This is a genomic window from Paenibacillus sp. NPDC056722 (assembly GCF_042790635.1).
Taxonomy (GTDB): domain Bacteria; phylum Bacillota; class Bacilli; order Paenibacillales; family Paenibacillaceae; genus Paenibacillus_AQ; species Paenibacillus_AQ agri.
The window spans coordinates 17,806-40,718 of sequence record NZ_JBHTYV010000024.1 but is presented as its reverse complement, the minus strand read 5'-3'; the positions used below and the strand labels follow the sequence as shown (position 1 = coordinate 40,718).

16 protein-coding genes and 1 tRNA gene are annotated in these 22,913 nt (G+C 48.3%); 3 read left to right on the top strand and 14 right to left on the bottom strand.

Translation table 11 applies throughout. From position 1 onward, the window contains the following. Positions 1 to 140: 140 nt before the first annotated feature. From ACFRAM_RS28270 to ACFRAM_RS28230, 9 genes are all read right to left on the bottom strand, one after another. Positions 141 to 1,190 carry an LCP family protein gene (locus ACFRAM_RS28270; protein WP_379470365.1) on the bottom strand — a complete coding sequence of 350 codons (1,050 nt, stop codon included), beginning with the start codon at positions 1,188 to 1,190 and terminating at the stop codon, positions 141 to 143. 65 nt (positions 1,191 to 1,255) lie between these two features. Further along, on the bottom strand, positions 1,256 to 2,392 hold the full coding sequence (locus ACFRAM_RS28265) for an FtsW/RodA/SpoVE family cell cycle protein (protein WP_379470363.1): 1,137 nt from the start codon (positions 2,390 to 2,392) through the stop codon (positions 1,256 to 1,258). 10 nt (positions 2,393 to 2,402) lie between these two features. Then, positions 2,403 to 3,545, bottom strand: a complete 1,143-nt coding sequence (gene ftsW / locus ACFRAM_RS28260; RefSeq protein ID WP_379470361.1) for a putative lipid II flippase FtsW — start codon at positions 3,543 to 3,545, stop codon at positions 2,403 to 2,405. Positions 3,546 to 3,576: 31 nt separating this feature from the next. Further along, positions 3,577 to 4,110: a hypothetical protein gene (locus tag ACFRAM_RS28255; RefSeq protein WP_175370445.1), complete on the bottom strand. Its 534-nt coding sequence runs from the start codon at positions 4,108 to 4,110 to the stop codon at positions 3,577 to 3,579. 93 nt (positions 4,111 to 4,203) lie between these two features. Continuing rightward, complete coding sequence (locus ACFRAM_RS28250) at positions 4,204 to 5,580, bottom strand: sensor histidine kinase (RefSeq protein ID WP_379470358.1); 1,377 nt, start codon at positions 5,578 to 5,580, stop codon at positions 4,204 to 4,206. A 4-nt stretch (positions 5,581 to 5,584) separates the two neighbouring features. Beyond that, positions 5,585 to 6,289: a response regulator transcription factor gene (locus ACFRAM_RS28245; RefSeq protein ID WP_175370443.1), complete on the bottom strand. Its 705-nt coding sequence runs from the start codon at positions 6,287 to 6,289 to the stop codon at positions 5,585 to 5,587. A gap of 143 nt (positions 6,290 to 6,432) precedes the next feature. Beyond that, positions 6,433 to 7,755 (bottom strand): LLM class flavin-dependent oxidoreductase, encoded by a 1,323-nt coding sequence (locus ACFRAM_RS28240; protein ID WP_379470355.1) that lies wholly within the window; start codon positions 7,753 to 7,755, stop codon positions 6,433 to 6,435. Positions 7,756 to 7,816: 61 nt separating this feature from the next. Next, on the bottom strand, positions 7,817 to 9,052 hold the full coding sequence (locus tag ACFRAM_RS28235; RefSeq protein ID WP_379470353.1) for an MFS transporter: 1,236 nt from the start codon (positions 9,050 to 9,052) through the stop codon (positions 7,817 to 7,819). Positions 9,053 to 9,247: 195 nt separating this feature from the next. Continuing rightward, positions 9,248 to 9,331 (bottom strand) — tRNA-Leu (locus ACFRAM_RS28230). 244 nt (positions 9,332 to 9,575) lie between these two features. Here ACFRAM_RS28230 and ACFRAM_RS28225 point away from each other — a divergent pair. After that, positions 9,576 to 10,334, top strand: a complete 759-nt coding sequence (locus ACFRAM_RS28225; protein WP_379470348.1) for a class I SAM-dependent methyltransferase — start codon at positions 9,576 to 9,578, stop codon at positions 10,332 to 10,334. 210 nt (positions 10,335 to 10,544) lie between these two features. Here the strand turns inward: ACFRAM_RS28225 and ACFRAM_RS28220 are convergent, their stop codons facing one another. Next, a complete protein-coding gene (locus ACFRAM_RS28220) occupies positions 10,545 to 11,795 on the bottom strand; it encodes a CynX/NimT family MFS transporter (RefSeq protein ID WP_379470345.1) in 1,251 nt (416 codons plus the stop codon). A gap of 431 nt (positions 11,796 to 12,226) precedes the next feature. On the opposite strand from ACFRAM_RS28220, the gene ACFRAM_RS28215 reads away from it, so the two are divergent. Then, complete coding sequence (locus tag ACFRAM_RS28215; protein ID WP_379470343.1) at positions 12,227 to 13,942, top strand: ABC transporter ATP-binding protein; 1,716 nt, start codon at positions 12,227 to 12,229, stop codon at positions 13,940 to 13,942. Positions 13,943 to 14,181: 239 nt separating this feature from the next. Here ACFRAM_RS28215 and ACFRAM_RS28210 read toward each other — a convergent pair whose 3' ends face one another. Both ACFRAM_RS28210 and ACFRAM_RS28205 read right to left on the bottom strand, forming a co-directional pair. Continuing rightward, complete coding sequence (locus tag ACFRAM_RS28210) at positions 14,182 to 15,627, bottom strand: DEAD/DEAH box helicase (protein ID WP_379470341.1); 1,446 nt, start codon at positions 15,625 to 15,627, stop codon at positions 14,182 to 14,184. Between the two features lie 30 nt (positions 15,628 to 15,657). After that, positions 15,658 to 16,308, bottom strand: coding sequence for an HD domain-containing protein (locus ACFRAM_RS28205; protein WP_379470339.1), 651 nt, complete (start codon positions 16,306 to 16,308; stop codon positions 15,658 to 15,660). 445 nt (positions 16,309 to 16,753) lie between these two features. On the opposite strand from ACFRAM_RS28205, the gene ACFRAM_RS28200 reads away from it, so the two are divergent. Further along, complete coding sequence (locus tag ACFRAM_RS28200) at positions 16,754 to 18,031, top strand: histidine--tRNA ligase (protein WP_379470337.1); 1,278 nt, start codon at positions 16,754 to 16,756, stop codon at positions 18,029 to 18,031. 282 nt (positions 18,032 to 18,313) lie between these two features. Here ACFRAM_RS28200 and ACFRAM_RS28195 read toward each other — a convergent pair whose 3' ends face one another. After that, positions 18,314 to 19,942: a response regulator transcription factor gene (locus ACFRAM_RS28195; RefSeq protein ID WP_379470335.1), complete on the bottom strand. Its 1,629-nt coding sequence runs from the start codon at positions 19,940 to 19,942 to the stop codon at positions 18,314 to 18,316. 740 nt (positions 19,943 to 20,682) lie between these two features. Continuing rightward, positions 20,683 to 22,716 carry a methyl-accepting chemotaxis protein gene (locus ACFRAM_RS28190; protein WP_379470333.1) on the bottom strand — a complete coding sequence of 678 codons (2,034 nt, stop codon included), beginning with the start codon at positions 22,714 to 22,716 and terminating at the stop codon, positions 20,683 to 20,685. Between the last annotated feature and the right edge of the window lie 197 nt (positions 22,717 to 22,913).

The following is a 22,913-nucleotide window of genomic DNA, read 5'->3' as shown; positions in this document are numbered from 1 at the left end:
TCTTAAAGATATTTATAATAATATTAGGATAATTATCGTAAGTCAATTACTTTTTTTCACTAACAAAAAAAAGAAACCCGAGATCATCAAAATGACCGGGTTTCTCGATACACAAAAAGCTGTAAAGCATCAACTTAACATCAATCCATCGTCCCCACTGCTTTCAGGTTGAACGAACTGCTTGTACTAATGCCGGCTTCATCTCGCAGGGTAGTGAGCGCCGTTTGTAAATCCTCTTTTTTCACGTAAACATAAGGGCTTTTCCAAAGGGTCTCCATATGTAATGAACGAATATGCTCCGGTTTGATCTTAGGGAAATTGAACACCCATTGCTGGAGCTCCTCTCCAGGAATATCTGACTTTACATTATTGCCGATAATGTCAAGCACTCTTCCCCATTGCGAAATCCCTTGAAAAGCACCCAGCTTGTCAACGATCTGCTTGATAACTTGCTGCTGCCGATCATTACGTGCAAAGTCAGAGGACTCGCCGGTGCCTTGATTCGATTTGCGATACCGGACAAAGTCCAGCACCTGTTTGCCATTTAGTTTCTGCAGACCTTTTTTCAAATCGATATTCGTCCCATCTGCAGTATCAATGTATTTCATATCCATGTCGACATCAATGTCCAGTCCGCCCAGCAAGTCTACCGTCTGCCTTAACACATCAAAATTCACCACGACCATATGATCAATTGGAATGCTTAGTAGATCGCTAAAAAATTGTTTCGTATTAGGAATGGCCTGCGACTTATCTTTAATATAGTGGTAAGCATAATAGTAATTGGCTTTGCGGGAAGGCAAAGATTTCGGTTTAAGCAGTAAATCACGCGGCAGCGATAATAGACTGGTGGACCTGGTTTGCGGATTATAGCTGACGAGCATCAGCACATCCGTATTCATCACCCCGCCGCCCCCATCCCGGCTATCTACACCGGCGAGCAGAAAGATCATCGGCTCAATGTTCTCCTTTTTATTATTGTTATCGGTCTCCATTGGAAGAGCCAAAGGTTGAACGACTGCCGCCGGGGCCGCCATGCGCTGAATGGCCGTGTCTGTCTTTTGATACAAATACCCCACATACAGCCCCACTCCAACTAGGAGAGCAGCGATGACAAGACTTATACCCGTCACAACTTTGCGGGTCGTGCTCCACTTACTTTTACTCTTACTTTTGCTCTTTCTAGACATGATTCTCTCCACTCCACTTCATTAGCGTTCAATACTGTATATATCCAATGTCCATAACCTGCCTTCTACTTCTCAGATGGTTCAATGAAAATTTCATCCTTATGAACTTTAACACTTAGCACCAAACCAATCGCCAGGATATTACTGAGCAGTGAACTGCCGCCATAACTGATGAATGGTAATGAAATTCCAGTCAGGGGCAGCAAACCGATATGCATTCCGATATTTACGGAAACCTGAAAGATTAACATGGCGATAAAACCGACAACCAAATAAGACCCTGCACGTTCTCTACTGTCCATAGCGATAAAGATCATCCGATACACGAGCAGTAAATACAGGAGCAGCAGCACAGCAGAACCTATAAAACCATAATTCTCCCCGATCACGACATAAATTGAATCAGAATATGCATAAGGAATAAATCCTCTACGAACATAAACCCCCTCACTTCCGGACAAGCCTCCGGCTCCTATTGCTGTCATTGCATTTTTAACATGCCAAGATTTATCAGGATCACTGGTTGGATCTAGAAAGACTTGAATCCTGGACATTTGATGGGGCTTTACAATCTTGGATAACAATTCGAAGTCGGCATTAAATAACCATAATATAGTACCAATCGAAGCGATTACTGTGCCAAGAATCAGAATCATATAAATTGCCCGGATATTGCCAACCCAAAGCATGCTAAGTAGTATCCCTACAAAAACTAGCGCCGTACCCAAATCCGGTTGTTGCAAGATTAAGACGAAAGGGAGAACAAAAATTCCGCAGACCGGTAATAAATCTTGAATGAAGCGGAGCTCTCTCCCCTCTCGTTTTCCGAGCACATGGGCAATTAGCAGCACTGTGGAGATTTTCGCCAACTCCGAGGGCTGAAGCTGAAAGCTTCCGATACTAAGCCACCGGGAGGCACCATTAATGTGTTCTCCAACAAACTTGACCAACACGAGCATCCCAATACTCATTCCATAGAGAAGGTAAGCCAGCTTGCCCAATAGAACTTTGTAATCGATCAATGCGATCATTAACATCGGAATACAAAATGCACCAAAGAGATATAGATAATTAATTTGAAGTCCCGCTAGATGTGTATCTGCTGTTGCTCCATGAATAGCGAGGGTTCCAATGGAAACGAGACACGTCACAAGAATAAGTGTGGATAGATCCAGTTTTGCAAACTTGCTGGTGATAAACATATGACTACCTCTATTTTGTTGAATTTCTGGAGTTTTCTTGACGTCTTCTATGGTTATCTCGTGAAATGCTAAGGAGAATCCCGGTACTGGCCAAACATAGAATGAGCGATGATCCACCATAGCTAATAAAAGGGAGCGGTACTCCCGTAATCGGCAGACTGCCAATTACAGATCCAACATTCAGCAGGAATTGAATAAATATCATCATCACAATACCCATTCCCAGCATGAGACCGAATGGATCACTACTCCTTATTGCAGTAATAAACCCTCGCCAGATGAACAGAAAAAATACGACGAAGAGCATAAATGTACCGACAAACCCCAATTCTTCGCCAACCACAGCAAAGATAAAATCGGTATGAGCTTCCGGCAAATAAAACAGCTTCTGCACACCTTGGCCAATCCCGGTTCCAGTGAGGCCTCCATTGCCCAAAGCATATAATGACTGTGTAAGCTGATAGCCCGAGCCTTGCAGATCATCCAGCGGATTCAGAAAAGCGCTGACGCGATCAAGACGATAACTTTTACTAACCGCAAGATAAACAAACATAGGCACGAGAGCCATGCTAAGCAACAACATATGACGGAGGTCAACATCACCGACCCAGAGGATCGTTACTGCAATAAAGAATAGAATCAACACGGTTCCGAAATCCGGTTGTCTCATGATCAGCAGCAGGATCGTGCCAATGACCAAGATAATGGGCAGTAAGCCATTCCGGAAATTGCGGATTCGCTCCCCTTTTCTGCTAATGATGGCCGACAAATATACGATAACGGTTAACTTACTAAACTCCGACGGCTGCAAATTAAAACCACCCAGAACAAACCATCGTCTTGCACCATTAATGTCCGCTCCTCCTATTAAGACGAGAACGAGCATGACTAAGGAGAACGTAAGCAGGATCGGCGAAGCTTTTTTCCATACAGAAAAAGGTATACACATAAAAATGAGCATCACAAATAATCCGGTGAGCGCAAATACGCCTTGTTTCATGACGTAGTGCCACGGACTATCATGTTTTATGAAAGCAGCAGGATAACTGGCGCTAAAAATCATAATCAAACCAAATCCGACCAGTAACAGCGTCAAGAAAAACAGGGAAAAATCGGGGCGACCTCTTATTTTAAGTTTCAAATCATAGATCACCTCCACCATGCCAGCACCATTCACGAAAGGATTACTTCAGATTGAGTTCCCCGTGATAAGCCTTCTTAGAAAATAGCTTTAGCTTATCCTGACTTAACTTATAAACGTCCAGACCATTGCCAGCCTCACCCAATGACCAGCCTAGGGCAAGCTCGTTAAAGCCGTCATGATCTAAATCCAGAAATCCGGCATACTCCAGACCATATCCAAAACCCTGGATCTCTGAAACCACTTTCCATTCTTCGTTTTGTTGCTTGAAAAGTGCGGCTTTTAACGGCTTCCCCGCCTCTTTGTTGTCTTCATAGACAACGACAGCTTCATCAATTCCGTCTCCATCCATATCTCCGAAAGAAATATCATGACCCTCTTGTCCCTGTAAAGGGGCGACCAGTTGCGCCTTATCCGGCAACAGCTTGATCAGCTCCTGACTGGTATCATAGCGCTGTTTGCTCGCTTCGGATAAGGGAGGCTTTATCATATCTATAGGTGTTGCCGGAACCCGGCATCCGCCAAGCAACCATAGCGTTGTCAGCATGACACCTATTTTTATGAATTTGCTGGACATTGGGATCATCGACTCCTCGCTTATCCGCTCTTTACATATTTTATCTGCGGAAGGGATTAAAGTGGTTATGAAATAGTTAAATTTGCGGATCACTTATACTGGAAGTTCTATTTGAACCCGTGTTCCCTCTCCTGGCACACTGTCTATTCTCAATACTCCATGATGCAGCTTAATGATCTGATCCGATATGGACAGACCGAGTCCGCTGCCAGAAGCATGTGGATCACCTTTATAAAATTTGTGCAGTACATTCTCTAGATCAGCCTCTGCGATCCCTGAGCCGGTATCTTCTACCGTAATCACTACTTTTCCCGGAATGGTGTGGGCTTCAATCAGAATATGGCCTGAAGGTGGAGTGAATTTGAGTGAATTATCAATAAGATTAATCATGATTTGCTTGAGACGATTCTCATCTGCTTGAATGACAGGCAGGGGTTCCTTGACGCTTACTTCGAGTGAGATACCTTGCCGGGTCGCTCTTGGGGCCAGTTGCCTCCCGATATGCTGCAGCAATTCCGTCAGATCCACTGGTGCGGGATGAATGGCTATTCTACCGTTATCCAGCTTGGAGAAATCGAGCAGCTCGTCCACCATATGAGTTAATCTGTCACTTTCTGATTCAATAATTTCAAGTCCATCTTGAAGCAGAGGCCGCTTCTCGCCCCCATTGGCCTTCAATGTGATGGCCCAGCCTTTTATGGAGGTTAACGGGGTGCGCAGTTCATGGGATACCGATGAGATAAAATCATTCTTAAGCTGTTCACTCTTGGAAATTCGACTCGCCATCATATTCAAAGTATCTGCCAAGGAACCCAGCTCATCCTGATAGCGCTTGTGCACTCTTATGCTGAAATCCCCTTCAGTCATTTTATCTGCGGCTTGTTTAAGGTCTTTGATGGATCTGGTAATGGTCCAAGATAGCAATAAGCCAAGAATTGTCACAATCACAATCACCAGCAATCCGACACCGATTAGTAAAATTGTAATTTGATCCACTGTATGTATCGTCTCTGTTAAGGATGTGATGAACCTGACTTCCCCGACGATGACCTCATTTGCTTGTAACGGATAGGCGACTGCTAAAATGGACTCCCCGGTCACAGGGTCCTTCCCTCTCCAGGTGCCAGGCTGACCATGAATCGCTGACTGCACATCCGCAGTTATAACCTTATCGCCTTGAAGTCCATTCGAATCCTGCAAAAGCCGACCCGATGAACTAATAATCTGCACCTGCGCGTCGGAATGGTTAGCAAATCCTTTCAACAGGCGCTCCGATTCCTTCTCCAAATCTTCTTCGGCAAAATACTGCTGAAAAAAAGAAGCGGATAGCTCCGCTTGATTCATCAGGATTCGCTCTATATTGTGAAAATAATAATATCTCACGGATACATTAAGAAAAATCTCAAGTATGAGAACTGTCAGGCAAATGACTACCAGATAACTGCCTACTAATCTTTTCTGAATTCCCATCCCTTTAGCCGTCCTTCCTAAAACGATAACCTACTCCCCATACGGTCTCGATCCAATACGGATTAGAATCGTCATCTTCGATCTTCTCCCGCAATTTGCGTACATGAACATCTACCGTTTTAGGATCGCCAATATAATCCTCACCCCATACGAGATTCATCAATTCATTCCTGGAGAGTGCAGTATCAGGATGTTCCAGGAACGTTCTGATCATTTGGAATTCCTTCGGCGTTAATTCAATTAAGACATCATGTTTAAACACCTTATTGGCATTAAGGTCCATCCGGATCGGTCCGGCTTGCAGGACAAGCCTCTGCGGTTTTGCAACGGCTTCTGTACGGCGTAAGATGGCCTTGATACGTGCCACCAGCTCTAATGGATTAAAGGGCTTGACGATATAATCATCAGCGCCGATTTCAAGTCCTTTAATTTTGTCCAGATCCTGTCCACGTGCGGTTAAAAAAACAATAATGACCCCAGGGTCCTGCGCTCTTAGCTTCTGGCAGATTTCAAAGCCGTTACCATCCGGCAGCATAATATCCAGAACGATAACATCGGGATGATTCGTAGTGAAGCTCTGTAAAGCTTCTCCTTGATTTGCCGCCTCACTCACCACAAAGCCGTTATTGATTAAATTAATCGATATAAAACGTCTAATATTATCATCATCTTCAACAATCAGTACATGATTACGAACAGCAGTATCCACGATTTCCACCCCTATTAACCGGTTTCCTGATAAGTAAATACAAAAAAAGCTCTCCCTATAAAGAGAGAGTCTTGGGTGCAGAGGCATATTAAATCACATGTGGATATTACTCTATATTGAGGGGCTTGTCAAAAATAGCTGATTTATTGTACCGTCTCCAGTGTATAGCGGTTGGCCGGAACCTTAAGTCCCAGATTGCCCCTCAGCGTGTCATCCTCGTATTCTGTACGGAAAAGACCCCGCTGCTGCAGGACCGGAACGACCAGATCCACGAAGTCCGCCAGTCCGCCCGGTACAACGGTACGAATATTGAAGCCATCTGCAGCCCCGCCTTCAAACCATTCCTGTATCTGATCAGCAATCTGATCCGGTGTACCAATGAACGAGGTTCTTGGCGTAGAGGCCTGTAATGCTACCTGGCGCAACGTTAGTCCTTGCTCTCTGGCCTGCTGCTTGATCTTGTCCGTCGTACTACGGAAACTATTGCTCCCAAGATCACCGATCTCAGGGAAAGGTTCATCCAGCGGGAATTGGGTGAAATCGAAATGTTCAAAGTAACGGCCCAAATAATTTAGCGCCTGATCGATACTGACTAATTCAGCGATTTCCTGATATTTTTGCTCGGCTTCTTCTTCTGTTCTGCCAACGATTGGACCGATACCCGGAAAAATCAGAATATCCTCTGCTCTGCGTCCATACGCTATCGCTTTTTCCTTAACGTCACTATAAAACTCTCTTGCTTCTTCCAGTGTCTCATGGCCCGTATAGACGGCATCGGCTGATCTTGCCGCCAAATCCTTGCCGGATTCGGAAGAGCCTGCCTGAAATATGACCGGATACCCCTGCTTGGAACGCGCTACATTAAGCGGCCCCTGCACAGAAAAGTGTGTTCCTTTATGATTCAGCGTGTGCAGCTTGGTCCGGTCAAAGAAAACGTCGTTCTCCTTATCTCCGGTAAATGCATCGTCCTCCCACGAATCCCACAAGCCTTTGACTACCTCCAGATGCTCTTCCGCAATTTCGTAGCGCAAAGAATGGTTCGGATGCTCACCTTTACCAAAATTCAGCGCCGATCCTTCCAGTGGTGAAGTCACCACATTCCATCCGCTTCTTCCGCCGTTTATTTGGTCCAGAGAAGCGAATTGTCTTGCAACCGTGAACGGTTCACTATATGAAGTAGATAATGTAGCAACCAGTCCGATGTTAGAAGTGAAGCCCGCCAACGCAGATAGAAGGGTCAGAGGTTCAAAACGATTGAGAAAATGAGGATTGGACTTCTCGTTGATAAAAAGACCGTCGGCGATGAATAGCAGGTCGAACTTCCCTTCCTCTGCCTTGAGCGCCTGCTCTTTGTAGAAATCCAGACTTACGCTCGCGTTGATCGGAATATTAGGGTGGCGCCAAAAGGAGATACTGTTGCCCACCCCGTTCAAGTTTGCTCCTAACTTCAATTGTCTTTTCGCCATGTTTAAATCCTCCTCATATTGTGATATCTATATTGATCATCCTTGAAGACAGATAACGTTCTCATTTGTTCAAGCTGCTGCGAGCGGGTTCTCCCGCAATGCCCAGCTTTGTTCGATCCACCTGCTTAAATTCCTTCACCCTAACAGCCCATGCCGCTCCCAGCAGCGTAATACCCGTAAGGAGAAAAACAACAGGGATTCCAACCCAACCGCCCAGAAAACCGCCAATTAACGGCCCAAGCACAATTCCGAATTGATTTGCGGTCTGGCTCAGACTGACAGCTCTGCCCCGAAAATCGTTGTCGGCATATTTGATAATCAGTGCATTCATAGCCGGGTACACGGCGGCGAAGAACAACCCATAAATAAATCGCAGACTTCCAAAATAAATCAGGTTAAAAGCTGTCAGTTGCAGGAGACTGCCAATCCCGCCGCCCAGCAGACCGATAAACAATGTTTTCTCGTATCCGATCCGACCGCCAATTCTACCCCAACGAGGTCCCATGATCACCGTAGCAACGCCAATCGCTGAGAAGACGATTCCTGCACTAAGTGTGGCATTACTGATATCTCCGCCAATCTGAACAACGTAAATCGTTAGCACAGGTTCGATAATGAGCACGGAAGTCGAGACGAGTAAAATCAGACCATAAATCCGCATTAAACCAGGGTTGGACGCCGCTTTCTTCAAATCACCCAGGATGCTTGATTGCACTACAGTGCGGTGCTCGCGCGATTCTTTTACCCATAGAACCATAAGAGCAGACAAAAGTGTAATCACTCCTGATGCAATGAAACAGCCCCGTAGTCCGATCCAATGGCTCAGCACACCACCTACAAGCGGTCCAAGAATCCCCCCGGCAGCGGTAGAGGTCGAGATGACACCCAGTGCATATCCCACATGTTTTTCAGGCGTATTCGTACCGACCAAAGTGATGGAAGCTGGCGTGAAGCCGGCCATAAGTCCCTGAAAAATCCGCACCGCAATGAACATATAGGGATCATGGACAAAGTAATTCGCCATATGGGCGATAGCCAGTCCTACGCCTGAACGAATCAGCATCGACTTGCTGCCGTATTTGTCAGCCAGCGATCCCCAAAAGGGGGCACATAATCCGCTAATCAGAAAGCTGATGGAAATCGAAACGCCAGACCAAACCTCCAGTCCATTTTGAATGCCCAGATCTTCTTGCAGAAACAGAGGAAAAAACGGAACAGACAGGGTATAGGCCATATGATTGAAGAATAGTCCCAGCCACAAAATATACAGATTTCGCTTCCAGTGCAGCATCATCATTCCTCATAATATATAATTCCTATAAAATAAGTAGGTATTATCCATATTAGAATACCTCAGGCATAATGTATAATTGAAAAGTTCAATAGGTTCATTCAAGAATTGAATCACTTCAATCCCCTGAGTTCTCCCAATGCAAAAAGGTTCGTGAATTGCTACATGAGCAATTCACAAACCTTTGTTGTTAAAACGTGATGCGGTCGAGAGGACTCGAACCTCCACAGTATTGCTACCACACGGACCTGAACCGTGCGCGTCTGCCAATTCCGCCACGACCGCATATTATGTATAGTTTGATTCATAACTGGTTTCTCTCAACCAGCGAATCAATCACCGTAATTAAGAATATACTCCTATTCCGAATGAATTGCAAGCATTATTTCAAAAAATCTATTTCATCTTTTAGATTCATAGAATGAATATAGGCATAACCAATCACCTCTATCCAATCTATATATTTCACTTATAAGACTTCAGTGTGTTACAACATAAGAAAGAGTTCACAACGAAGGGAGCATTACTTATGAATCAGTTATGGCATACCGGTACCTATGATAAAGATATGGCGTTTGTCTCACAGTTTGGGGAGTCACTGATTGACCTGCTTCAGCCCCGGCCGGGCGAGCAGATTATCGACTGGGGCTGCGGCACTGGTGATCTCGCAGCAACGATCGCTTCCCATGGCGCAGTCGTCACTGGCATCGATGCTTCTGCCGAAATGATCAGAACGGCACGCAGCAAGCATCCTGAGCTGACCTTTATTGAAGCAGACGGTCAGAACTACGTGGCGGAGCCAGCGGCAGACGCCATTTTCAGCAATGCAGCCCTCCACTGGCTGCTGGATGCTGATGGTGCGGCGGCTTCCATGGCCGCCAGCCTCAGGCCGGGCGGACGTCTGGTCGCAGAATTCGGCGCGCTGGGCAATATTGCGTCCATTGTCGCCGGGCTGCCCCGCGCCTTTGCTGCAATTGGCCAGAGCGACAAGCTGCGCCTGCCCTGGTATTTTCCCAGCACGGGGCAGTATGCCTCCCTGCTGGAGCGCCACGGGTTCACCGTGGACTTCGCCCTGTGCTTCGACCGCCCGACACCGCTGGAGGGCGCGGAGCAGGGCTTTGCGACATGGCTGAATATTTTTGCCAATGGAATTCTGACGGTCCTCTCCCCTTCTGAACGTGCAGAGGTGACTTCTTGGATGGAAGAGGAGCTCAAACCGACATTGTTCCCAGAAGGGCGCTGGGTTATGGATTACCGGAGAATTCGGGTCGCGGCTTACAAGCGGTAGACAAAACTCTTTTATACAATCATTACCTTGCTGTTGCCGATAGTTTGCCCCACAATAGAGATTGAACGGAAACGGACCGGTCCAAGGAATGCTGCAATACTGGGATTACGATGGAGCATGCTACCTGTATTAGATCGCTTCTGATATCACTATACGTACAGCAAAGCCGCCGGTAGTTCCGGCGGCTTTACCCTGTTTATAGATGAGGCATTAGGACTGCTTGTCCACGACGCGCAGTCCCTGGTCGCCAACATATCTGTTGCTTCCCGCGCCAAGTCCCACGAGAAGCAACACTACGCTGGCGCCAAGCAGCAGGATTAGCGGCAGTCTCCAGCTGCCGGTCAGGTCATGCAATAACCCGAACAAAGCAGGTCCCGCTGCCGCCAGCATATAGCCGATGGATTGAGCCATGCCTGACAGCTCGGCGGCTTGCTGTGTGCTCCGTGTCCGCAGGCTGAAGAACATCATCACCAGTCCGAAGGAAGAACCGCCGGCAATCCCGATAGAACACGCCCACAGCAGCATCCATGACGTACTGCCCAGCCATACGCCTCCAATGCCTACTATATAGAGCACAACGATGCCGATAACGAAACTGCGCTGATTTTTCATCCGTCCGGCCAGAAGAGGGATAAAAAAGGTGAACGGAAGCTGTGCAAGCTGCATAATGGACAAAATCCAGCCCGCATGACTCAGAGTCATCCCCCGTTCCACCAGAATAACGGAAAACCAGGCGATCATGACATAGTAGAGCAGCGATTGCAGGCCCATAAAAATTGTAACCTGCCACGCCAATCTGGAACGCCACAGATTCCCTCCGGTAGCGCGAGCGGCTCCCGGGGAACGCTGCTCGAGATTGCGGATTTGCGGAATCCAGAGCAGTGTGGACAGGGCAGCAATGACAAACCAGACGGCCAGCGTCCCTTTCCAGCCGAGTCCGGTCTGGGTAGCCAGAGGGACACTGATGCCTGAAGCGACAGCGGCGCACAGATTCATGGATACAGAGTAGATCCCGGTCATCAGGCCGGTATTCTGTGGAAATTTACCTTTGATAAGCCCGGGCAGCAGCACATTACAGACCGCGATGGAAAGCCCAAGAATAGCCGTGCCAAGAAAGAGCATCCCCGTCCCCGCAGCAGAGCGGATCAGGATGCCTATCGACAGCAGCAACATAGATGCGACCAACACATTAGCCAGGCCGAACCGGCGAGCCAGCTTGGGGGCAAACGGGGACAGCAGCGCGAAGGCTAACAGCGGCAGCGTAGTGATCGCCCCTGCTGCTGTATTGGATAAGCCCAAATCATCGCGGATCGTCTTGACCAGCGGTCCAACGGAAGTAAACGGAGCCCGCAGGGCCGCCGCTACAATTATAATTCCCAGAATAAGCAGCCAGTTGTCCATTCTGGACCGGGATGTGGATTTTTCACCGCCTGCGGCTACTTGTCCTTGTCTTGTGTTCATGATGTTATTTCCTCCTTGGGACCAAAAAATACCCGCAGGCCAAATACCTGACAGGAATTGAACATGCTATAACCCAACCTATTATACGCTTTGTGCACGGCAAACACAGCATTGACAAATCAAAGATGCCTCTTTAGTATCCTAATAATGGAGATTATACCTGCTAATCCAGTTATAAACCCACCTATATAAGATGAATAAAAGATAAAGAACAAAAAGCGAGAAGGAACGAAGGGGGAAGTTTGGAACTGGAGGAGCGAAGCGCTCGCCTTTATCGCCAGATTTCAACCGCTAGAGGCGGTTATAAAGAAGAAATCTGGGGATAACAGCGACCGGAAGTCCAAACATTCCACCGTAGTGACGACCGAGCCATACGTTCAAATCTTAAGTTCGTCTTATATATATTAAATAAAAGAAATGAGTGAAGTAAGATGATCCGTCGGTTTGCATCCTATTATCGGCCCTACAGAAAGCTGTTTATCATCGACTTCTCCTGCGCAGTCGGCGCGGGGCTGCTCGAGCTTGCGTTTCCAGTGGCCGTTAACAAATTTATAGACGACCTGCTCCCAGGCCAGGATTGGCCGCTCATCCTCATTGCCTGTGTTGCGCTGCTGGCGATCTACGCCCTCAATACTGTGATGCAGTATATCGTGACCTACTGGGGCCACATGCTGGGAATTAACATCGAGACGGATATGCGCAAAAAAATGTTCGACCACATTCAGAAATTATCGTTCCGTTTCTTCGATAATAACAAAACCGGCCACCTGATCGGCCGGATTACCAACGACCTGAATGATATCGGCGAGATGGCGCACCATGGGCCGGAAGATATTTTCATCGCGGTCATGACCTTGGTCGGTGCCTTTATCCTAATGGCAGACATCAACCTCAAGCTCGCCATCATTACCTTCGTCATCGTTCCTATCATGGCATGGGTCATTATTTACTTTGGGCGCAATATGACTACGACCTATCGCCAGCTCTTCGGCAACGTCGGCAACTTCAATGCCCGTATTGAAGACAATGTGGGGGGTATCCGTGTGGTACAATCCTTTGCCAATGAAGATCATGAAAAAGAGCTGTTCGCAGTAGATAACCAAATGTTCCGTCGTACGAAGCTGCTGGCCTATAAAATCATGGCAAAAAGCTTGTCCGTTACCTATATGATGACCCGCCTTATTACCGTCCTGGTGATGATCAGCGGCGCATGGTTCTTTATCCAGGGCGAGCTCGCCATCGGTGAGTTTGTTGCCTTCATCCTGCTGTCCAATGTCTTCTTCCGCCCAATTGAGAAGATCAACGCCGTAATCGAGAGCTATCCTAAAGGCATCGCCGGTTTCAGACGATACCTGGAAATCATAGACACCGAACCTGAGATCAGCGACAAGCCGGACGCCGTAGACGTCAGTGCATTACGCGGCGATATCGCCTTCCAGAATGTCACTTTCGGTTATGAGAGCCAGCGGCCGGTGCTGAAGGGCATCAACCTGAACGTCAAGGCCGGTGAGACTGTTGCCTTCGTCGGTCCTTCCGGTGCAGGGAAGACAACCATCTGCAGCCTGCTGCCCCGCTTCTATGATGTCACTGGAGGAGCGATTACAGTCGACGGCATCGATATTCGTGACTTGAAGCTGACTTCGCTGCGCAAGCAGATCGGTATTGTTCAGCAGGATGTGTTCCTGTTCTCCGGCACGATCCGTGAGAACATTGCTTATGGCAAGCTGGATGCCCAGCTGCCCGAGATCTGGGAAGCCGCCCGGCGGGCCCATCTGGAAGAACTGATCCAGAACCTGCCAGAGGGGATGGAGACTGTAATCGGCGAGCGTGGCGTGAAGCTGTCCGGCGGTCAGAAGCAGCGCCTAGCTATCGCGAGAATGTTCTTGAAGAATCCACCGATTCTGATTCTCGACGAAGCGACCTCGGCGCTTGATACGGAGACAGAAGCCGCGATCCAGCAGTCACTGAGCGAGTTGTCCGTGGGCCGGACCACCCTGGTTATCGCCCACCGCCTGACGACCATCAAGAATGCGGACCGAATTATTGTTGTTAACGAAGATGGTATTGCTGAGCAAGGACGTCATGATGAACTGGTTCATGCCGGTGGAATTTACAGCCGTCTGCATCAGGTGCAGTTCAACGCCTAATGTTCAATAACTCAGTAGATGTAACAGAGTATTAACTTTTACTCAAAAGAAAAGCTGTCCCAGCGTTATCTTCATGAACGCGGGACAGCTTCGGTTTAATAGGTTAACCAGAGCTTTCTGGTTGGCCTATTTTTTTGTGTACAATGAACTGGAGACAGACAGCCTCCGCAGATGTCAAATTACGATGTCCTGGCTATTGCCCAGGACCAGCTTGACCTTATGGAATACCAGTACAGCGCTTATTTTTTCGCGATATGCACTTTCAGCAGCTTGCCCTTCACGGTAGTCTCCCGCATCGCCTGAAGCACCTGTGGGCCTTTGCCGTTCAGAATATCCACATAGGATACATTATCCTGTATCGTGATGATTCCGATATCTTCTGCCGTCACCCCATCGAGCTTAGCCAGGGTACCGACAAAATCCACCGCCCGAAGTTTCTTCTTCTTGCCCCCGTTAAAGTACAGCTTCATGATATCCTTGCTCAGCCCTTCGCTCCGGTCCTTCTTGCGCACTGGCTGTCTGTTGATCTTCTGCCCGAATGCTTCCTGCGCCACCGCCACATCATCCTCAGAAGGAACCGGCATCACAGGGATACTGAAGCCAATATAATCTTCAATTTCCTTGACCCATTTATGCTCATTCGGTGTCACAAAAGTGATAGCTTTACCCGATTTGCCCCCGCGTGCGGTTCTCCCCGTCCGGTGAACATAACTTTCTTTCTCCAGCGGGATATCGTAGTTGATCACATGGGTGATATTGTCGATATCGATCCCTCGCGCGGCTACGTCGGTGGCAATCAAATAACGGAACTGCCCTCTTTTAAAAGCATTCATGACCTCAAACCGTTCATCCTGCATCATGCCGCCATGGATCTTGTCGCACGGATATTCCAGATCGGCCAGGCCTCGGAACAAATCGTTCACCTGCTCTTGGGTCCGGCAGAAGATAATGCAGCTGTCTGGATTCTCCACCGTGAGAAGATCGCTCAGCAGCGAGAATTTGGCTGCCTGTCTTACTTCAATAAGAGCATGATCGATAGTCGCCGTGGTGATACCGCTGGCCTGGATCTCAATATCCACAGGGTCATTCATGTACTTGCGGCACAGATTCTTGACCTTGTCCGGCAACGTTGCGGAGAATAACAGGGTCACCCGATCACTCGGCAGCTTCTTGATAATTGCCTCCACTTGCTCAATGAAGCCCATGTTGAGCATCTCATCCGCTTCGTCAATAATGAGATATTTCAGTCGATTCAGCGGCAATGTGCCTCGTTCGATATGGTCAAACACGCGTCCGGGTGTCCCCACCACGACATGTGTTTTTTGTGTAAGCTCTATTTTCTGCGGGGCAAAAGGCGATTTGCCGACCAAGGCTACCGCTTTGATCCGCTTAAGGCGCCCGATGTTAGTAATATCACTCTGCACCTGCGCAGCAAGCTCCCGTGTAGGCGTCAGGATCAGCGCCTGCGGCTTATTCTCTGCCCAATCCACCAGCTGACAGACCGGAATGCCGAAGGCCGCTGTTTTTCCGCTGCCGGTTTGTGATTTTACGATTAGATCCTGCCCTGTCAGCGCCGTGGGAATAACCTTACTCTGTACTTCTGTAGGTGTTGCATAAGAGAGTGCCTCCAATGCTTTTAAAATATCTTCTTGTAGTCCATAATCCTTAAATTGTAATCCGCTCATTATTCAACCTCTTCTTTACCCAAGTAGCAGCTAGCTGCCCGCATTCCATTCCTTGTAGAACTCCTCTAGAAAATGAAGCATAAACCCATGCCGTTCCTCGGCCAGCTTACGCCCGTAAGACGTATTCATCAGATCTTTCAGCTTCAGCAGCTTTTCATAAAAATGATTGACCGCCGTTCCTTTACTGTAATCCCGGTATTCCGCTTTCAGTGACTCCTCGCGCGGCGGCAGGCCGGGATCATGCATTGGGCGTCCTTTCGCTCCCGAGAATACGAACGTGCGGGCAATACCGATCGCACCAAGTGCATCCAGACGATCCGCATCCTGCACTACCTGTCCTTCCAGCGTCTTCATCGGTTTTCCTCCACCACCGCTGTAAGACATAGTATCAATGATCTCGAGGATATGATCAATCTGACTATGGTCCTCCAGACAGGACAGAAGCCAATTGCGGACCTTCTCCATTCCAGCTTCCTTAGAGGGGTTCAATTTCTCGTCGGCGACATCATGCAGCAGCGCCGCCATGGCACAGATGAAGGGGTCTGCCTGTTCCTGCGCCGCAATGGCACAGGCGGTATTTCTGACTCTATCGGAATGCCACCAATCATGGCCCGTCGTATCCTGGCCCAGTTGCTCCTGTACAAAATCCTCTGTGCGGGAAATAATGTGTGAGGTGTTCATGGGTTTGCTCCCTTTTCGCGATAAATAATAGTACAATGAATCCATTTCATAAATCCATAAGTGAGCATTCGGATTGAAATCCGCATTATGAAGTGGATTCACATGGACGTCTCATTATAGCCTACACACAGCCATTCGCCTACCTTATTTGAGACTACATGAAAAGTATTGGCTTGCAAGACCTAACATTATCCGTTATAATCTGCTGTAACCATGAAGAAAAAGGAGCTGATTCACCATGTGTCTTACTACAACGACCCTTATATTGAATCAACTCCATCATTACTACAAACAGCGTTAGCACCCCTGTAACTATTCAGGGTGGGCTAACGCTTTCGCGTTTGGCCTCCCTGCGGCATATGAGAACGCGCAGGACCAAGAGGTCCTGCGCGTTTTTTTGTTCTTTTTTATCTACTACCATGCCAATTTAAAGGAGCTGCCAACCATGCAAAATGTTAAAGGAACCTACGATTACTTCGGAAAAGAGCAACGTCTACGGAAAAAGGTTCAAACCCTCCTCGAAGAACAATTCGCGCTATATGATTATGAATCTATGGACACCACATTGCTGAACGAATTGGAACTACTGACCTCAAAGTACGCCGGAGGCGATGAGATCCTGAAGGAAATGTACCAGCTCAGCGATCAGGGAGAACGCAGATTGGGACTTCGTTATGATCTAACCATTCCTTTTGCCAAGGTGATTGCTCTGAATCCCGGGATTGAGCTGCCGTTCAAGCGTTATGAGATCGGAAAAGTGTTCCGTGACGGTCCGGTCAAACGGGGACGGCTGCGGGAATTCCTGCAATGTGATGCCGATGTCGTCGGCATTTCCGGCCCTGAGGCAGAAGCCGAGCTGATGCAGCTCGCAGATGAGGTCTTCCGTAAGCTGGAGATCCCTGTCGTGATGAAATGGAACAACCGGCGCTTTCTGGGCGAGATTCTTGAAGCTCTTGGCGTCCCAGCCGCCGACAGCTTATCGGTAATGCTAACTCTGGATAAGCTGCAAAAAGTCGGTGTCGCTGGCGTGAAAAGTGAGCTGACGGCTAAGGGACTTAACAGCGATACAACCGCCGCCATTCTCGAACTGATCGGGCTGGAGAATCCCGGTTTTGAACAACTGTGTAGTAAGTACAACCTGACCGGACAACCTGGGGCTGTGGAGGTACTGGCCCTTCAGACCCTGATCTCAAAAATCGGGCTGCAGGAGATCTGTCAATTCGATCCGTTCCTGTCGCGGGGCCTCTCCTTCTACACCGGTACGGTATATGAGATTTTCGATGCCTCCGGCACTTTCACTTCCAGTCTCGGCGGTGGCGGAAGATATGACGCCATCATTGGGAAGCTCGTTGAACGGGAGGATATGGCGTACCCGACGGTTGGATTGTCTTTTGGCATGGAATCGATTATGGCACTCCTGGGTGAACGCAAGGTGGAGGAGAATGACGCCTCCGTCATGATTGTCCCAATAGGCGACGATACACTAGCGCAGGCTCTGATGACCGCCGCCCAGCTTCGTAAGGAAGGTATCCGTACCTCTATTGAGACCGGGAAGCGGAAGCTCAAAAAAGTGTTGGCCTCTGCCTCCACCAAGGGCATCCGATATGTGGTCATGATCGGTGAGAATGAAGCTAGTGAAGGGATTGTACGGCTGAAGGATATGCGGGAGCAATGCGAATATGCAGTCGTTCCAGATGAAGCTATCTACCTGATCACCAAGTAGTTGAGCTTAGCGGATCAAAAAGTGAGCTGGCGCCTCAAGAAATCCCTGCGGAGCTTCTTCCGGTATAAATGACTGCACGGCAACCCAAGACCGCTGACTTGGGTTGCTTGCTGCTTTGGGGTTCTCTTGTTGTTCCGCTGCTCAGAGCAAGCCACAGCAGTCCAAAGGTACAGGAGCCTCACCTGTCCTTGGGATTGCCCCCATAACTTGAGACAAATCAAAACACCTTCAAGAGAATGGAAGCTTGTCTTATGGTAGGAAGACATCCTTGGAGGTGTTTTCCTATGCCTCTGAACGCATCTTGTTATAGCGCTCCCGATACTCTTTGGGGGTCTTGCCGTAGTGCTTCTTGAAAGCAGCACTGAACTCATCTGGTCCTGCATAACCGACGACCACAGCAATATCGGAGAGCTTCAGAATGTTCTCCTGAAGGAATGGCTCAGCCTTTGCTGCCCTCACACCACCCAAATAGCCACTCAAACTGGAACCAACATGCTGCTTGAACAACCGCGACAAGTCTGCTTCAGTCATATGGAATTTGTTCGCCAGTATTGGAAGACTCAATTCGTAACCATAATTGACCTCCACGTACTTTCTGAGCGCCAGAACCAACAGCACTCCATCCAGACCTTCAGTCTTCTGTACTTCCTCTATCACATGCTGGGCTCTTTCGCTGAGGTCTTCTAACAACCATTCACGAGAGCGATGACCGGCAAGTAGTGATTGTCCATTCCAAAGATACTTCTGAAGCGAGGAACCACCGGAAGCATACTTCCCGGCCAGAGCCACCAAGAGCAGCAGGACTCGCAGCGCCAGAAAGTTGTACTCAGCGGCAGAATGATCTTCTACACGCTCATTTGTAAAAATACCTTCCAGTTGTTCACGGACAGCCTGCATCTCGCATAGTTCAATACTTTTGGCCAATTTTCGTTCCATACCTGGGGAGAATGGGGGCAGGGTCTGAAGCTCCGTGCTATTATCAGCATCGCCCTCCCTGCTGCGGCACCAATTCCAAAGAGCAGAAGCAAATCCGTTCTTCAAGTTCTTAAGTCCCCTGAATTCCATCCCGACTCCTACTGCACTGTCCAGCATCAATTCTGCGCCAGCAGCCTTTTGTAGTTCCTGTAAGAACCGGCTGCTCTTATTCTCTTGTACGGCCTCCTTCTTAAAAGAGATCAGGAAATACATCATCGCCGGGTTCCCGAAATCGCTGAACGGATAAACGCCTTTCCATCTGGCCGCCATCTCACGGCATAGACTCTGAAAACCCTGATACAGCAATTCGCGCCGTTCCTGCCGCTCAGTCGCCCATGCAGGCGGCAGATGCATCTCCACTGCCACAAACTGCCCCCGCAGGTCATTCCCGGCAAGTGGGACCAATCCCAGCTGCGCAAGCCGTTCTCTTACAGCTCTGGTGCTGTACCACTCCCCCTTCACCAGTTGCAGCAGATAATCCTCCTGTAGAAGCCACAGCTGCTCGCTTCGTACAGCCGTTTTCGCTTTCAACCTGGAAGGCTGAGCAGAGGCCTGTCCTTCGCGAAGATCAGCGGCAAGTTTGGCAAGCAGTGCATTCAGTTCCTCTCGCGCAACAGGCTTCAGCAAGTAATCCTTCACGCCAAGCCTGACGGCTTCGCGCAGATCCTCAAAGTCAGAGTATCCCGACAGCGCCACTGTCCGCAGACCGGGATACTTTTCCTTGCATATCCGGATGAATTCGATTCCTTCCATCTGCGGCATCCGCATATCCGAAATGATTACCTGGGGCAAGGGCTTTCGCTTCAATAGCTTCAACGCTTCGCTCGCGCTCCCCGCCTCTGACACAATCTCGAACCCCGCAGCCTTCCAGTCAATCTTGGACTTGATGCTGCTGCGAACACTCTTCTCATCGTCAACTAGCATTACCCCGTACATTCTTTCAGCCCCTTGTTCAGAACGACGTACACGCTGTCTGCCGTTCAGGGAAAGCAGCCCACGTGCTCATTTATAATTAACAGTATGTTCCAAACAACAGGAAACCAGACGAATACAGGCATCTTTATTAAAAAGGGTTGTCCCAAAAGTGCACGGTCCCCTTCATGTAGAAAAAAATAATCATACACCCTGCTACGAGAGAGTGGCTTTATCATACTAATTCAAAAACGTGATGTGGTAGAGCCAGCTTGCTTCTTGTTCTGTCTGGTAACGGACTCCAGAGACGTTATCTCCAAATAACCCGACCATTTCAGAAAATAACGGACTCCAAAGACGTTATGAGCAGAAATCCTGTATGAAATCCACTGTTTGGGAGGAAATAGCGTCCCCTGAGTCCGTTACATGTTCCAGATGCTGCTTGATGTGCAAATAACGACGATAGGGTCCGTTAGCCCCCATGCATGAGCTTCAACCTTCTGAGGCAATTCGTTAGCCTTTCGTTAGCCTTTCGTTTGCCGCTCCCTTGCTCAAGAGGGTCGACCACAAAAAGAACATGGCGGGTTCAGGACTCTTCCTGAGTACCGCCATGTTCTTTTTAAGCATTATTTTTATGCAAATGGGCTGTTCTCAACAAAGAATATACCCAAGTTGTGGGACCGCCCCAACACATGCTATAAGAACAACTTTCGCTCCTTGTCGCTATCTGTTACCTTCTTGCATTCGCCTTATAGCAGCTTGTTCTAAATTTTAAATTTCTCAACAAGTGCCAGCATTTCCTTGGCACTCTGTGTGTTAGCATCTGCCATCGCGGCTTCTTCAAAGCTCTTTTCCACGATATCCGCTGTTTTCACTGCAATATCCTGCACACCAACGGCGCCTTCATTCACTGTTGCCGCCACTTGATTTACAGCAACGGTAATGCTCGTTACACCCTCACTCAAGTGATCCGCGGCGGATTCGAACTGATGCATCAGTGCATTGACCATCTGAGCATCCGTATTATAGTGCTCACTGACTTCTACCAGTCGCCCGTAGTCTCCCAGTACATTTTGGTCGATAAAATCAAGGATCGCCTCGGAGTTGTCTTTCATCTGCTCAACAGAAGAATGTACATTCTGCACAACGCCCTGAATACCAGCCGCTGTCGCAGAGGATTTCTCAGCCAGCTTACGAATCTCCCCGGCTACTACCGCGAATCCCCTGCCTGCTTCTCCCGCCCGCGCAGCCTCGATCGCCGCATTCAAGGCCAGAAGATTCGTCTGACTCGTAATCGAGAGAATCGTATCGGTCAGTACATTGATCTCCGCAATGGCATGGGAGCGCTCGATTGCTTTTTCCATATCTGTACGTACGCTTTCATAGATCGCTTTGGCCTTATCCGTAGATAACATCGCATCATGCTGGAGTGCCAGTGCCCGCTGCGTAATCTGGCTGGACACTTCTGCACCCTCCCTGGCCCTACCGGAGATCATATGTACATGGGTCTCAATCTCATGGATGGCTGCTGTCATTTCCTCAGTGGAAGCCGCCGTCTCCTCCATACCCGCTGATAGCTGCTCTGCTGTGGTCGAGTTGTCATGGGCATTCTCGCGTACCTCTATTGATAGCTTTTCCAGCGTTTCGGCATTGCCCAGCACCTTGGTCGAGATCGCAAGCAGGCTGCCAGCCATCTCCCGAAGCACTACACGTGTCTCGAACATTGCCTTGGCAATGGTGCCTGTCTCATCCCTATTCTTTTTCAAATACTCGTACTGTGCATCATACTTCAGGTCCAGCTTGGCCGTCCGATTAATCATCTCCGTCAGCTTAACAATCGGAGACGAGATTCTACCTGCCAGCCATAATCCGGTGATTAAAGTAACCAACAGAATCCCCAGACCCAACAACAAAATAAACTTCGTCATCTCTTCAGCCGGTTTCTTGATTTCGTGAATATCGCCGGTCAATACCAGTGTCCATTTCGTATCCGGAAGCACCGTGTAAGAGGCTTTCTTCTCCGAACCTTTATAAACATATTCCACAGAAGCGTCCTTTGGCATAACCCCAGCTTTAACCTGCTCTACGACAGACTTGATTTGTGCGTTCTCCACAGCGGTTCCTACTTTACTTTCATCGGGATGATAGAGAATAATTCCTGTCTCATCCACAAGGTAGGCATAGGAAGATGGGGCATTAACTGCTTTGGTATTATCCAAATATTGTGTGATACTATTGGCCGTTACGGCAGAGGCTATGAATCCGACCATCTTGCCGTCACTTTTCACCGGGTTGACAAAAGCAATTATGAACGCACCCGTCGATTTCGATTTTAGCGTCTCGCTGATCACCGGCGCCCCGGAGGCCAGCACGCTTTTCGTATAGGCTCTATCCCCTACGCTAACTCCCAGTAATTTCGTGTCGCTGTCTCCGACGATCGTCCCATTCATATCAACCACAAACATATGCTCCAGATTGCCGGCGTCTTTCACCAGGCCCTGCAGCCTATTGTTCACCTCGTTTTGCAAAGGGTCGCCAGCCTGAATGGCTCCTTTACCCGCTTTGTGGAGCAGTTCGGCGATCTCTGTCTGCCCGGCAACCAGTGCAATACTTCTCTTTTCCTTGTCGATCATGGCTTTAATATTCTCTGCTTTGTTGTCCGTAACTTGCTCCATTGAAGATTCTGTAAGATTGAGTATCGTGTGGGTTGACTTTTTGTAGGTAAATATACCCATTACTGCAGTGGAAAACAGCGTTACTGCAATCAGCATAACCGATAATTTCATTCGAATCTTCATCGTACTCGACACCCTTCCGGCATGATCTAATCTTGTCAGGAATTCAATTATTGCAATCATTTTTATTACCATTACTATCGGATGCGGGTCCAGGTTAATGAATATGAAAAGTCGAAAAACAATAAAATAGATCATATTTTGTCGAAATGTAAATTTTAATGTTTTAAAAGTTTAAATGAATGAAAAATAAGGCGGTG

Coding starts and splice junctions, on each gene's coding strand:
- ACFRAM_RS28270 (WP_379470365.1), bottom strand. CDS start 1,190: ATGTCTAGAAAGAGCAAAAGTAAGAGTAAAAGTAAGTGGAGCACGACC.
- ACFRAM_RS28265 (WP_379470363.1), bottom strand. CDS start 2,392: ATGTTTATCACCAGCAAGTTTGCAAAACTGGATCTATCCACACTTATT.
- ACFRAM_RS28255 (WP_175370445.1), bottom strand. CDS start 4,110: ATGTCCAGCAAATTCATAAAAATAGGTGTCATGCTGACAACGCTATGG.
- ACFRAM_RS28250 (WP_379470358.1), bottom strand. CDS start 5,580: ATGGGAATTCAGAAAAGATTAGTAGGCAGTTATCTGGTAGTCATTTGC.
- ACFRAM_RS28240 (WP_379470355.1), bottom strand. CDS start 7,755: ATGGCGAAAAGACAATTGAAGTTAGGAGCAAACTTGAACGGGGTGGGC.
- ACFRAM_RS28235 (WP_379470353.1), bottom strand. CDS start 9,052: ATGATGATGCTGCACTGGAAGCGAAATCTGTATATTTTGTGGCTGGGA.
- ACFRAM_RS28225 (WP_379470348.1), top strand. CDS start 9,576: ATGAATCAGTTATGGCATACCGGTACCTATGATAAAGATATGGCGTTT.
- ACFRAM_RS28220 (WP_379470345.1), bottom strand. CDS start 11,795: ATGAACACAAGACAAGGACAAGTAGCCGCAGGCGGTGAAAAATCCACA.
- ACFRAM_RS28215 (WP_379470343.1), top strand. CDS start 12,227: ATGATCCGTCGGTTTGCATCCTATTATCGGCCCTACAGAAAGCTGTTT.
- ACFRAM_RS28210 (WP_379470341.1), bottom strand. CDS start 15,627: ATGAGCGGATTACAATTTAAGGATTATGGACTACAAGAAGATATTTTA.
- ACFRAM_RS28205 (WP_379470339.1), bottom strand. CDS start 16,308: ATGAACACCTCACACATTATTTCCCGCACAGAGGATTTTGTACAGGAG.
- ACFRAM_RS28200 (WP_379470337.1), top strand. CDS start 16,754: ATGCAAAATGTTAAAGGAACCTACGATTACTTCGGAAAAGAGCAACGT.
- ACFRAM_RS28195 (WP_379470335.1), bottom strand. CDS start 19,942: ATGTACGGGGTAATGCTAGTTGACGATGAGAAGAGTGTTCGCAGCAGC.
- ACFRAM_RS28190 (WP_379470333.1), bottom strand. CDS start 22,716: ATGAAGATTCGAATGAAATTATCGGTTATGCTGATTGCAGTAACGCTG.